Genomic DNA, 12,815 nt, shown 5'->3' on the forward strand with positions numbered 1-12,815 from the left:
CATGCGTGTCCACCTCAGTCGCATCATCGCCATCAACTGGTATGGCTACCGGGATTTCATCGACATCTCCGGCCTCACCCTCATCACCGGCGCGAATGGCTCGGGCAAGAGCGCGCTGCTCGACCTGCTACAGTTCGTGATGCTGGGCGAATCGCTCAGCCGCTTCAACAAGGCAGCCGCCGGAGCGGGCAGCGGGCGCACGCTGCGCGGCTACTGCCTGTGCGACACGAACACGGTGGGCAAGGACGGCCAGGAGCGCTTCCTGCGGCCCAGCGGCGTGACCTTGGCCGCGCTGGAATTCGTCTGGCCGCAGAATGCCGGCGAGGATGAGCCGCGGCGCGAGACGTGGGGTGCGCGCATCGAATACGAGGGCCCGACCGCGAAGCCGCGCACGCTGTGGTTCTGCATTCCCACGCGGATGCAAAAGGAGGACTTCCTTGCGCCGCAGCTTCTCGACGACGGGATGTCGTTCCTTTCCGAGGAGGAGTTCCGCGTTCACGTCCGCCGGGATCTGGAAGGCGACGTGTGGGACCGCCAGGCGAGCTATCTGGAGGAGATGGGCCTGCGTGCCCACCTCGGCTTTGACCGGCCGCAGATGAACAAGACGCTGCCGAACTCGATGGCCTTCCAGCCGGTGGAAAGCTTCGAGAAGTTCATCCGCGATTACTTGTTGGAGCCCGGCCTGCCGGATGTGAAGGCGGTGCGCGCGAGCGTGGACGCCCACCGCCGTGCAAAGGACCGGCTGGACACGATGCACGACCAGCACCAGCGGCTGGTGCGGATCTGCGACCAGCATTCCGCGTATCTCACCGCATCGCGCGAGGCGGCCCTCTTCGGCCACCTGCGCGATGCACTCGTCCATGAGGAAAAGCGGGAGGCGCTCGAAGGACGCGAGGCGAAGCTGGATCAACTGCGCCGCCAGAACGACGAGCAGCGCACCGACTACGAGGCGGCCATCGCCGAGAGGAACGAACTCCAGCAGCAGCTCGATGCCGTGCGGCTCGTCGCGGGCAATGACGCTCAGATCGCCCACCTCGCCCAAGGGCGCGCGCGGCGCGAGGAAGTCGGCAAGGAAATCGAGCTGCTTCGCGAAGCGGCGAAGACCGCACGGCAATTCCTCCACGACAAGACCCAGCATTGGAAGAACTGGCTGAAGCACGCGCAGGAGCTCGGCCTCGAAGAACCGGAGCAAGCCGCCGGTTGGCTGAAGGAGATGCAGGGCGCGGACGAGTCCCCCGCCCTCGACGCCGCCTCGCGGATGTCGCGCATCTATCGACTGCTGGAAAGCGAGGGCGAGGAACAACTCCGCCCGATCGAGGAACGCCTGCGCGAGCAGGAAGCGCGCGAATCGAAGCTCAAGCGCGAGCTGGATGACCTCGCGAACAAGGGCAGCACGTTTTCATCGCCGCTGCTCGATGCCCTGCGTTCGCGCGGGCAGAAGGCCGCGGCACTGGGCCGGGTGATCGAGGTGAAGCCGGAGGCCGAGCCGTGGTGGCCGTTGTTGGAGACGCTGCTCGGCCCGAACCGTCAGGCCGTGCTTGCTGAGAATTTCACCGCGGCGTGGGACCACGCGCAACGGCTCGGACACATCGACGAGCCGCTGGTGAACACCACCGAGCTGAGCAAATCCGCGAAGCCGAAGACCGGCAGCGTCGCCGCGATGTTCGACACTTCGCACGAGGACGCGAAGGCCTATCTGGAGCACCTCTACGGGGATCTGGTGGCAGTGGACAAGGTGAAGCAACTCGACAAGCACCCGCGCGCGCTTTCCAAGGACGGCTGGCTGAAGGACCCGCCGCTGCGGCTGCACCTGTCGCCCTCGAAGGAATTCACCATCGGCGAGGAAGGCCTGCGTCGCCTGCGCACGCTGCGCGAGGAGGAGTTGGAAGGCGTGCGGGAGGAGCTCGCGCAACTCAACCGCTCGCGCGACGACTGGAAGACCTGGCTTCACCGCGGCAAGCAGTGGCGGCTGGATGAAGCGGACGCGCCCGCGGGCACCTCGGGGCTGCGCGATTTGCCGCGCCTGAAGAAGGAAGCGCAGGGACTCGACGAAACCATCCGCCTGCTGGCCACGCCGGAGCGCGAGGCCACGGTGGAGAAGCTGCGCGTGCTGGACCGCACCTTCCAAGGCGTGATCGAGCGCATCGGCCGACTGAATGGATCGCTCTCGAAATTCGAGCAGCAGGAACGCGAACAACTCGACGGCATCGCGACGACGCAGGAGGAGGAGCAGTCCGCGCTGCAAGTGCGACGCCTGAGCCGTGAACGTCTCGCGGGCATCCGCGACGCGGAGATCGAGGCGCAGATCGAGTCGGCGCGCGAGCAATTCCCCAAGTGGCAGCAACGCATCGATGCCGCGCGGGAATTCGCCGACATGCAGCGGCGCGGCGCGGAGAAGGCCCGCGACACCCGCGACCTGGAGCGCAATGCGCTGGCCGAGAAGCACCCGGACACCGCAGAATTTTTCGACACGGCGGACGACGAGAACGGCCGCTACGAGGCGCGTCGCCGCGAACTGGAAGAGCATGAACTGGAGCGCTACCGCATCGAGGCGGAGGACGCGCAGAGGCAGTGGGAAGATCGCCTGCAGCACCAGGTGCTCGACGTTCTCAAGGAGAAGCTGGACGAGGCCGAGCGCACCAAGCGCGAGCTGAACAAGGCGATGGACCACGTGATCGGCGGCATGCGCTACCAGCTCTCGATGCGGGCGGACCGCACCCACAGCGCCATCTGGACGCTGGTGGACAAGGGCCTGAATCCTGCGATGGAACTCTTCGCCGCGGGTGGCAAGGAAGACATCGAGAAGGCGAAGCAGGCACTGATGCTGGCCATCGAGAACGCGGAAGACCCGCGCCACCAGAAGGCGCTCGACTACCGCTACTATCATCACTGGGACATCCAGGCGATGCCCGCGGGGAAGGGCGAGGGCTCGGCGATCTCGCTCAACAAGAGCGCGAAGAAGCAAAGCGGTGGCGAGAACCAGGCGCCCTTCTTCGTCGCCATGCTTGCCGCCTTCCAGCGCGTCTATGACCTCGGCAAGAAGGACCACCGCCGCAACCTCGGCCTGGTGGTGATGGACGAGGCTTTCTCGAAACTCTCCGGCGACCGCATCGACGCCTGCCTCGCGCTCGCGCGGAACTTCGGACTACAGCTCGTGATGGCCTTCCCCGAAGACCGACTCCCCACCATGATCCAGCACGCACAGACCGTGGTGCAGGCAAAGGTGGAACGCGCCTACGACGACCAGAGCGGCACCGTCACCAGCATCCGCAACTGGTGCGTCCGCGTGGACCGCAAGAAGCTCATTGAGGCGCTGTCGTGAAAACTCAACTTCCCCTGTGGCTCCAGGAACTGCACCGGCAGTGGCTTGCGGCCCGGGGGAAGCAGCTTGCGAAGAAGGCTCGTGCATTCTCAAGGGATTGGGAGCGCTTGTTAGAAGACTCAGGCATCACCTCCGCGGAGGACATCGCCACTGCGGGGCGCGAGGCGGCGAGGCTCCACGATGAGGGCAGGATCACGCTGACCCGGCACAAGTATCGGCGCTACCTGATCGAGAAGATCGCCCTCCCCTTGTCGTCCGAGGAGTGGCTGCGCGGGATCTTTGGCTCGCCCGTTCCGGAGGATCTGCGGCAGCAGAGCCTGATGCATTTGGAAGAAGCGACTGCAAGGCAGCACTCTCGTTTCCAAGAAAGCTGGCAGGCGTGGATCGAAGCGATCCGCATGGCCTTCGCGGATGGCAAGAGATTGCGCCCGCTGGCATGGCAACATCCCGATCTCGTTCGCCGCTTGCTCGATCTCACCTTTGACATCTCCTCAACTCAATGGCCGGACGGATGCCTCATCCGCGAGGCCAGCGTCGGACTCGGACTAGAGACGAAGCAACTCGAACGCTCCCGCCGCATCATCGAGTCCTGCCTGACATCGATGTTCCGGCGCCCGATGTCACTCGACATGCTCGGCATCGTCGGGAGCGCACCACGAATCGAGATTGCCGGCGAACTGACGCTGCACTTCCCGGATGGACAGACGCGACGAGCCGAAGAGCTCCGTGGCTCGTATCATCTCGGCTCCGACCTGTTAGAAGCGCTGCGGGCCAGCACACCCTCCAAGCGCATCCTCACCATCGAGAACACCAAGACCACCCTGCGCCGGATCGCATCGCTGGATGCCGGCAAGGAAACGCTCATCCTCGCCTGCGCTTACCCCTCGGAGGGCTTGCGACGCATCCTCGCGCTGCTGCCGCAGGATCTGCCCATCCATCACTTCGGCGATACGGACCCTGCCGGATACCAGATCCTCTCACGTCTCCGCCGCGTTGCGGGCAGGCCGGTGACCGCATTCCTGATGCACCGCCGCGAGGCCTCGAAGCCGGTGCCGCTCACCGACTACGACCGGGCCATCCTCCCCGCGCTGCTTGCCGATCCCCTGCTGGAAGACGTGCGCCCGTCCCTTGAAGCCATCGCCACCAGCGGGGACAAGGGCGACTTCGAGCAAGAGACGCTCGGCAAGCCGGATCTCGAAGAATGGCCATTTCACCGCTCGCATCCCGCCGCACCGGCGTCGCCATGAAAAAGCAATCGCCCGCCACCTTCATCGGCAGCGGGCGATCAGATCAGCAACGGCAGAAGGGATCAGAGGCCCAGTAGCGCCTCGATCTCCTTCTTGGTGAGCGAGCGGTCGCCGTTCTTGTTGTATTCGTCGAATTTCTTGCCGGCGGCTTCCTTGTCCTCCTCGTCGGCGAGGTACTCGTCGCGGGAAATCGAGCTGTCCTTGTTCTTGTCCTTCTTCTTGAGGAAATCCTTCACGGCATCGCGCTTGCGATCCTTGTCGGCGCGCTCCTGCTTCTTACGTTCCTCTTCCTTCCGCGGGTCTTCCCGCTCCCTTTCGCGGGCGGATGCCAGATGGGAAGGAACGATTAATGCAGCCAGAAACAAGGCAATGGCAGTGGTTTTCATGGGGTCGGTTTTTTTGGTTTTTGGGAAGATTGATTCTCAGGAGACACGCGCCCGCCGGCAAAACCGGCACCCGGCATGTCCCTGACCATCGATCATGAAAGAAAGCTCCCCAAGATCGCGGGGGATGGCAATGCAATCCTGAGCGGGGGTGAAAGTTGGCCCATCAGCCAACTTCACCCGCGCCCGGAAATGCCGTCCCGGCTCAGTCCCTCGGCAGCACGCGCGCCGTGACCGGCTTCGCCCCGAGCAGCACCGCGGCCGCCGCCTTCACCTCTTCCGGCGTGATCGTCTGGAAGATGCCGGCGACCTCGCGATGGTGCGTGACGGGCAGGCCGAAGAGCACGTCGATGGCCGAGAGGCGCGCTATCGAGCCGGGCGATTGCAGTCCCAGCGCGAGGCTGGAGAGCACGGTCGCGCGCACCCGCTCGAAGGCCTCCACGGGGATGCCGTCCTCGGAGATCTTCGCGATTTCCGAGGCGAGTTCACGCTGCGCCAGATCCACCTGCGAAGGATCCGTCGCCAGGTAGAAGCCGAAAAACCCGGCATCGTGACCGTGGAACTGCGTCGCGCCGACCTGATACGCCAGCCCCAGCTCCTCGCGGATGCGGACGAAGAGCGGGCCGGCCATGTCCGAGCACCACTCCTGGATCATCCGCAGGGCGAAGCGCTCCGGCGCGAGGGCCGAGCAACCGGGATACGCCAGGGCAAGCACGGCCTGCTTCTTCGGAAGGAAGGCATCGATCTCGAAATCCGCCTGCACCGTCGCCGCCGGTGGAAGCCACGGCGTGCCCGCAGGCAGGCGGCCGATCCCCTCCGCCAGCACCTCGCGCGCATGCACCACGTCGAAGTCCCCCGCGAGCGCCACCACGGTATTGCTACCCTGGAAGTGCCGCGAGTGATGTGCGGAGAGCGCGATGCGATCCAGCCCCGCCAGCGAAGCCTCCGTGCCGAGCGACGGCAGGCCGTAGCCAATACCGCCGAAAAGATGTGCCCGCGCCAGACGAAACGCGGTGGAAAGCGGGTCCTCCAGCGACTCGCGCAGCGATGCCATCTGGCTCGCCTTTTCCCGCTCGATGGAGTCGCCGTGGAAGGCGGGCTCCACCATCACCTCCGTCAGCAGCGGGAGCAGCGTGGAGAGATCCGGCGAGAGGCCGGAGAGCTGGGCGAGCAGCGCATTGTTCCCGGAGGCGGCACCGAGCGTCGCGCCATGCGACTCCAGCAGGCCCGCCAGCTCCGCGGCGCTGCGTCGCACCGTGCCCTGCGGCAGCGTGGAGGCAAAGAGCGTATTCAGCCCCGCATTCTCCGGGATCTCCGAGACTAGGCCGGCGCGCACCGCGACCTGCGCGGTGAAGAGCGGCACCCGCGCATCCGGCAGCAGCGCGATGGTCGCGCCATTCGGCAGCGTCACGCACTCCGGCTCCGGGCGCACCCGCGAGGCGCGCTTCAGCGTGGCAGGTGCCGGGGCGTCCTCGGGATCGAGGATGGAAAGGCTCATCTGGTCCTCCGTCAGGCGAGCCATCGCACGGCGGACATCGGCTGCCGTGGTGGCATTCAGCGCGGCGAGGTAGCGGCGGGTGAAGTCGAGATCGCGCGCCTCGTGCCAATTCGACGCGAGGTCGGTCGCGCGGCCGGACGCGGTGGTGAGCGTCTTGAACTGGCTGGCCGCGATCTGGCGGCGCGCCTTGGCGAGATCGTCATCGAGCGCCGTGCTGGGGAATTCCGCGAGCATGCTCATGATCGCGGCGATCAGTTCGTCGCTCTTCTCCGGCTCCGCTTCCGCGGAAATCGCGAAGAGCCCTTCGCGGCCGGCCTGGCTCCACGACCACGCGGAGATCTCCAGAGCCAGCCCGCGCTCCTCGCGCAAGTGACGATACAGCCGTGCCGAACGCCCCCGCCCCAGCACTGCCGCGGCGAGGTCATAGGCGGGCACGTCCGGGTGCCCCATCGGCGGGATCTTCCACGCGATGGTGATCTTGCTCGCCGGCACGGCGAAGGTCGCGCGGCCACGACGCGGCCCGAGCTGCACCGCATCCTGCGGCACCACCGGCTCCGCGCCGCTGCCCCGGGCGAAGCTGCCGTAGAGCGCGGCGATGCGCGCCTTCACCTCGTCCGCATCGAAGTCCCCCGAGATGCACAGGCAGCAGCGGTCCGGCGTGTATCGCGAGCGATGGTAGCCGGTCAGCCCGGCGAAGGTGATCTCGTCGAAAAGCCCGCGATGCCCGATCACCGGGTGCCGCCGAGGGTCCGCCGTGAAGGCCGTGGAAAATGTCAGCCGTCCCGCCACGTCATCGGGATCGTCCAGCCCCATGTCGATCTCACGGCGGATGACGTCCTTCTCCTTCTCGAATTCCTCCTCCGGCAGGGCTGGCGCGAAGACCATCCCGGCAAGCACTTCGAGGAAAGTATCAAGGCCGCTTGATGGTCCATCGATGTAATACACCGTGCGGTCGAAGGTGGTGTAGGCATTCCAGTGCCCACCCGCGGCCTGCACGGAGGTGGCCAGCTCGTCCGCGCCGAAGCGTCCACCGCCCTTGAAGACCATGTGCTCGAGGAAATGCGAGACTCCCGAGCCGAGCAGGACGCCTTCGTGCAGGCTGCCCGTTTCCACCCATACCTGGGCGCTCACGACCGGGGCCGCCGGATCGGGATCGAGGATGACGGCGAGGCCGTTCGGCAGGTGGTGGAGGTCGGCGGCAGTTGCAGGGTAGTCCATGAATTTCCGGCTTGGAGGGAGAGAAATGGAGGATACACCCAGCACATGCAACGGTGGATCGTGCTCGGTGCCTTGGTTCTCACTCTCCTCGGGAGCGGGTCCGTGTTCGGCTATTGGAAACATCGGCAGAACACACCGGACCGCCAGTGGGTCGAGCTGCCCTTCAATCCCGAGTCCACGCAAGCCCAGCGCGACAAGAGTGTGGAAGAACTCCGCAAGGCACTGCTGACGGAGACCGTGCTGACCGGCATCGCGCGTGATTGCGGCATCGAGGCGATATGGGAACTCGGCTCCGAGCAGGCAGCCGTCGAGGAACTGAGGCGCCGCGTGGTCATCGAGGAAGGCGAGACCACCTACAAGGGCATCCCCACGAGCACCCTGAACGTCGGATTCAGGGGCATCGTCGCCGAGCGGCCCGAGCTGATAGAATTGGCGGAGCGCATGTCCAAGGACGTGCAGCGGCTCGTCAATCCGGAGAGCCAGCAAACGCCGGCGGGCACGACTTCTTCGATGCCGAAGTTCTGACCGGCCCTATTTGAGCGAGTAGCCGGACTTCAGCGTGGCAAAGGCCGCGGCGAGTTCCCGGTCATCCAGCGGTCTCTCCCAGATGAGGAAGCGGGCGATGCGACCGTCGAAGGACTCGACACCGGGATGCTGGATGGCATCGCGTTCCTGCCCGATGGTCATCCGCGAGGGATTCGCCTTTGCCGAGACCGGTGACTGCCCTTTCGCCACGGCGACCGGCGAGTCCACGTAAAGCTCCATCGCCACCTGCCCCGTCCCGGCAGCCATGCGCCCGGCGATGATGTAGTAACGGCCTGTCTCCAGCTTCGGCCCCATGACCTGCGTGTTGTTCTCGTCGAATCGACCGAAGGTGATTCCATTGCGAAGGCCGCACCACAGCGTGTTGTTGTCATTCAGGCAGCCCCACAGGCCCTCGTAGTTCCCATCGTTGCGGAGATTTCCGAAGAAGGAATTCACATCCTTCAGACCCAAACGTTGCTCGTGGACGGACATCACCGTGATCCACGTGTGGCCCTTCCCAGTCGTGAGGCCGTCGAAGGCGTCCTCATCCATGCAGACCAGCTCCTGCTGGCGGAAATCGAGCGCGGGCTTGCCACCGAGCGAGGGAATGTTTCTCACGATGATCGGCCTGCCCGAGCCGGGTTTCGCGCGGCCTTCGTCACGCTTCACGAAGTCCTTCGCCGCGGCACCGGGGGCTTGGTTCGTCCACATGGACACCCGCCCGCCGTCTTCCAGTGTCACGCCTTTCGCCGCATCCAGATCAAGAACCAGCGAGCGGGATGGCAAGTCATCCGCGAGCACAAGCGCGGGAAATAGCAGGCAGGCGATGAGGGAGAAGCGCGTCACGGAAAGTGATACGCTCCGGACCGCGTGCGACCATCACTTCTCCGGGCAAATTCCACTTCCACGAAAATTCCTGTCCGGTTTCGTGGACCCGCGGACAGATGAAAGCAACCGCCCCGCTTTCCCTTCTCGTTTCCCGTCGCCCCTCGCCCATGAAACCGCCCGTCGTCGATTCACCGCGCCACTGGCTGCTCGGCAGCGCCTACTACCTCCGCTACGATCCCCAGCGCTGGGTACCGGAGTGGGCGCGGCGCTACAACGGGCTCTTCATGGTACAAGTGCCCTTCGTGGGCGAAGCCGCGGTGGTCACATCGCCGGAGCTGGCGCGCCGCATCCTCGTCACCAAGGCCTCCTGCTATCAGAAGAAAAGCCGATCCTACGGGGTGCTGCGCATCCTCATGGGTGACGGACTCGTGACCAGCGAGGGCGCGCTCTGGAAGACGCAGCGCAAGCTGGTGCAGCCCGCATTCCACCCGAAGCGGCTGGACGCAATCTTCTCCATGAAGGTGGACCGCACGCTGCACATGCTCGACGAACTCGACGAGGCAGGCGGGTCGGACACCGTGGTGGATCTTGTGCAGCCGCTTTCCCGCCTGACGCTCGACATCATCTCGCGTGCGATGTTCAGCAGTGACTCGCAGGGCATGGCGCGCGACGTGAGCGACCACATCGCCACGCTCAATGAATGGGCCCTGCGCGCGCTGCGTCACCCGTGGATGCTCCTGCTGCCGCGGAAGCTCCCCCTGCCCTTCTTCTCGGACATGCAGCGTTCGCTGGCCGAGCTGGAACGCATCGTCCACGACCTGATCCGCGAGCGCCGCGAGCACCCGGGCGATCATGATGACCTGCTCTCGATGCTCCTCGCCGCCTGCGAGGAAGACAGCGGACGCGGCATGAGCGATGCCCAGCTCCGTGACGAGGTGATGACGATGTATGTGGCGGGCCACGAAACCACCGCGAATGCGATGGCATGGATCCTCTATCTCGTCTCATCCCACCCGGAGATCGAGAAGCGGCTGCACGACGAGATCGATGCGCATTTCCCGGAAGGCGAACTGCGCCTTGAGGACCTTGCATCCTTCCCCTACGTGCGGCAGGTGATCGATGAATCGCTGCGCCTCTACCCGACGATCTGGAGCGTGGGCCGCTGCTGCACGGAGGCGCATGAACTCGGCGGCTATCACATTGCCGAAGGGACGAACGTGCTGATCCCCACCTTCCACTTCCACTGGAACGAGGAGGCATGGGAAAATCCCCGCGACTTCGATCCCGACCGCTTTTCGCCGGAGCGCCGCCCGCCTCCGGACAGCCCGCACTACTTCCCCTTTGGCGCGGGCCCGCGCGGTTGCGTGGGGAATCACTTCGCGCTGCAGGAGCTGATGATCATGACGATCCTCTTTCACCGCCGCTTCCGCTTCCGCGTGGAAGAGGGCTTCAAGGTGGAGGGCGAATTCCTCATCACCCTGCGGCCGAAGCACGGCATGCGAATGGTCGTCAGCAAGCGCACGCCGCAGGCACCCATGGCACGCTCCAAAGCCGCGGCCCCCCTCACCTGTCCCTACTCCGGCGGCACGCTGGGATGAGCGCGGGGCGGTGATTTTCTGATAGGCATCCGGAGATGATTCATGCCGAATGATGGCATCGCCGTGCCTGATCCTTCCCCTGACTTCCTCGATACTGCTGTCCGCGGATTTGAAGACAATGCCGAACTCCAGATCATCGCCAAGAGAGAACTGGAGGAAGCCATGTGGGGCGCACCGGAGACGGGCGACTCTCCCGAGATCATGCAGTCCCGGCTGGATGCCGTCGATCGGAGGACGTCCCGGTGGCAGCTCTGGTCCGTGCTGGCAATGGCGGTGACATCGCTTGTCCTCTTCGCATGGACCGCGTGGTCGTTCTACAGCAAGAGGGATGAGATCCTGTGGTTCGACAGCATCGGAGATTGGACGTATTACCATGATATCCCCGAAGAGAAGCTGACCGAGGGCCTCACCTCTGCCCAAAAGCTCCTGCTTCTCGGCGACCAACAAGCGCGACCGGAAGGAGACAAGATGAAGCCCCTATGGCAGTCCGATCCGGACAACCCCGTCTACCTCGCCGAGCATGCCCGCACTTGGATATCAAAAGAGAAGACCATGCCGTCCGAACTCTGGAGCGAATGCCTCCGGATCGATCCGGACAATGGATACCACCATTATCTCGCTGCCTTGGCTGCTTCTCACAAGGTCGTCGAAGAAATCCGACCGCCTCGAACGCCGGGTAGCCCGAAGCCAGCGAGAGAGTATCACATTCTCGACGAGCCAGGATTGAACCGGAGCATCGATCATCTCCTTGCCTGCGCTGCAGCACCTGAGTTCCGCAGCCACGAGAAAGAACTCTGGAACAGCCGCCTCGAACTGCTTCCGGAAACCGACGACATCCTCTCCTCGGCACCGAATGCCGATTACATTTTCGGAGACAAGATCGCTCAGATTTTTTCTTTCTCCCTTGTACCGATCATCAGTGCCGGAGCCCAGGAATGCCTCCGAAAGGGAGATCGCGATCGCCTGGTCGCCATCATCAGGGCGTGGGACGACTTGCTTCTCCGGAAGATGGAAGACGAGCGACTCACGGCGATATCGGCCCTTGGCCTCCGATCCTTCGTAAGGATGCCGCTGGACAATTTCATCGCTGCCGCTGACGGCCTCGGCCTGGAGGAAGAAGCCAAGGCCCTCCGCAAGAAAAAGGAGATCTTCGAACAAAACGTATCGCCATTGGCAGCGGCCATGGGAGACACCGAAGCCAAGCGGCAAGCCAAGCTCCATGGCGGGCTCTTCTTGGGCTCAGGCCTCTCGGTCGAGCCGCTGTCGGAAGAAGAAATACGACCGACCCGGATGGCGGAGTATTCCTTGATGGACCGCATCGCCGCTCTTCCGGGATGGACGATCCTCGCCCTTCTCTCAATCTTCACGGTTTGCTACCGCTTTCGTGCAAACGGATTGGTGAAGCTACTGTCCGCAAGACTCTCTCATCTCGCGACCGAACGTGATCACCTGTGGATCATCGGCTGGGGCGTGCTCTTTCCCTTCCTGCTCTCGCTCGTGCTGATTCATCTCACACCTCTGGGCGGGCGGGCATGGAACTTCCACGCGCACGGTGGATTCATCGTATTCGGGCAGCTTCTCGCGATCGTCTTCGTGATGCTGCTGGTCCCGCTGATCCTCGCGCGCCGCCGCTTGTCACAGCGAGCGGGACGTCTCGGCCTCCATGGCGGACGCTCCATCTTCGGCTGGTTTGCGGTCTCGGCCTGTGTTCTCGCCTTCCCCGCCTTTTACATCGCCCAACAGGTGATGGTGCCAAACGAGCTGATGCCAAGCGACGGCATTTTGAATGCTCCGTCTTTCATCGACCTCGACCCGGGAGAAGCAGCCATGCCTGGCAAGGCATGGCTGAAGGTCGGGATAGGCCTTCTTGCGTTTGCGGTGGTGTATGGATTGATCTCGCTGCTGATATCGCTTTTCAGCAGCAGGCGGCAGCTGCTGCGAAGGGTGATCCTGTCGCGCATGCTCGCACCGATCTACCTCGCCGGAACGCTGGTCTTCGCCATCTCCATGCCGATCCTTCATGCGGTAGAGCGGCACTGGGTGACCCGGGATATGAGCCTGAAGTTCTTGCCCGAGAATTCCGGTCTCGGCATCCACGAAGCCCGAGCCATCGAGCTCGACCAGCAGCAACTACGCAGGCTCCTGCAGGAGAGCCAGTGAAAGCACGTCCGGCCCACGAAGCACAGCATCCATGCA

8 protein-coding genes are annotated in these 12,815 nt (G+C 64.3%); 5 read left to right on the forward strand and 3 right to left on the reverse strand.

The features are described from left to right. The first annotated feature begins 1 nt into the window (after nt 1). Both OKA04_RS21675 and OKA04_RS21680 read left to right on the forward strand, forming a co-directional pair. The gene (locus OKA04_RS21675) at nt 2-3,322 is read left to right on the forward strand and encodes an SbcC/MukB-like Walker B domain-containing protein (RefSeq protein ID WP_264503315.1); all 3,321 of its coding nucleotides are present in this window, start codon (nt 2-4) and stop codon (nt 3,320-3,322) included. Beyond that, on the forward strand, nt 3,319-4,569 hold the full coding sequence (locus OKA04_RS21680; RefSeq protein ID WP_264503316.1) for a Wadjet anti-phage system protein JetD domain-containing protein: 1,251 nt from the start codon (nt 3,319-3,321) through the stop codon (nt 4,567-4,569). Before OKA04_RS21675 ends, OKA04_RS21680 begins: the two co-directional genes overlap by 4 nt. A gap of 62 nt (nt 4,570-4,631) precedes the next feature. Here the strand turns inward: OKA04_RS21680 and OKA04_RS21685 are convergent, their stop codons facing one another. Together OKA04_RS21685 and OKA04_RS21690 are read right to left on the reverse strand one after the other, a co-directional pair. Further along, complete coding sequence (locus OKA04_RS21685) at nt 4,632-4,955, reverse strand: hypothetical protein (protein WP_264503317.1); 324 nt, start codon at nt 4,953-4,955, stop codon at nt 4,632-4,634. A gap of 202 nt (nt 4,956-5,157) precedes the next feature. Then, entirely contained in the window at nt 5,158-7,668 is a 2,511-nt protein-coding gene (locus OKA04_RS21690; protein ID WP_264503318.1) for a M16 family metallopeptidase, read from the reverse strand. Nucleotides 7,669-7,713: 45 nt separating this feature from the next. On the opposite strand from OKA04_RS21690, the gene OKA04_RS21695 reads away from it, so the two are divergent. After that, nucleotides 7,714-8,193 (forward strand): hypothetical protein, encoded by a 480-nt coding sequence (locus tag OKA04_RS21695; RefSeq protein WP_264503319.1) that lies wholly within the window; start codon nt 7,714-7,716, stop codon nt 8,191-8,193. A 6-nt stretch (nt 8,194-8,199) separates the two neighbouring features. Here the strand turns inward: OKA04_RS21695 and OKA04_RS21700 are convergent, their stop codons facing one another. Beyond that, nucleotides 8,200-9,039 (reverse strand): LamG-like jellyroll fold domain-containing protein, encoded by an 840-nt coding sequence (locus OKA04_RS21700; protein ID WP_264503320.1) that lies wholly within the window; start codon nt 9,037-9,039, stop codon nt 8,200-8,202. 149 nt (nt 9,040-9,188) lie between these two features. Between OKA04_RS21700 and OKA04_RS21705 the strand changes: the two genes are divergently transcribed. Together OKA04_RS21705 and OKA04_RS21710 are read left to right on the forward strand one after the other, a co-directional pair. After that, nucleotides 9,189-10,619, forward strand: a complete 1,431-nt coding sequence (locus tag OKA04_RS21705; protein ID WP_264503321.1) for a cytochrome P450 — start codon at nt 9,189-9,191, stop codon at nt 10,617-10,619. A 42-nt stretch (nt 10,620-10,661) separates the two neighbouring features. Further along, nucleotides 10,662-12,779 carry a hypothetical protein gene (locus tag OKA04_RS21710; protein ID WP_264503322.1) on the forward strand — a complete coding sequence of 706 codons (2,118 nt, stop codon included), beginning with the start codon at nt 10,662-10,664 and terminating at the stop codon, nt 12,777-12,779. The last annotated feature ends 36 nt before the right edge of the window (nt 12,780-12,815 follow it).

The sequence above is a fragment of the Luteolibacter flavescens genome, assembly GCF_025950085.1.
GTDB lineage: Bacteria > Verrucomicrobiota > Verrucomicrobiia > Verrucomicrobiales > Akkermansiaceae > Haloferula > Haloferula flavescens.

Excerpts from the sequence above, each read along its gene's own strand:
- OKA04_RS21675 (WP_264503315.1), top strand. The coding sequence starts at position 2 with ATGCGTGTCCACCTCAGTCGCATCATCGCCATCAACTGGTATGGCTAC.
- OKA04_RS21710 (WP_264503322.1), top strand. The coding sequence starts at position 10,662 with ATGCCGAATGATGGCATCGCCGTGCCTGATCCTTCCCCTGACTTCCTC.
- OKA04_RS21690 (WP_264503318.1), bottom strand. The coding sequence starts at position 7,668 with ATGGACTACCCTGCAACTGCCGCCGACCTCCACCACCTGCCGAACGGC.
- OKA04_RS21705 (WP_264503321.1), top strand. The coding sequence starts at position 9,189 with ATGAAACCGCCCGTCGTCGATTCACCGCGCCACTGGCTGCTCGGCAGC.
- OKA04_RS21685 (WP_264503317.1), bottom strand. The coding sequence starts at position 4,955 with ATGAAAACCACTGCCATTGCCTTGTTTCTGGCTGCATTAATCGTTCCT.
- OKA04_RS21695 (WP_264503319.1), top strand. The coding sequence starts at position 7,714 with ATGCAACGGTGGATCGTGCTCGGTGCCTTGGTTCTCACTCTCCTCGGG.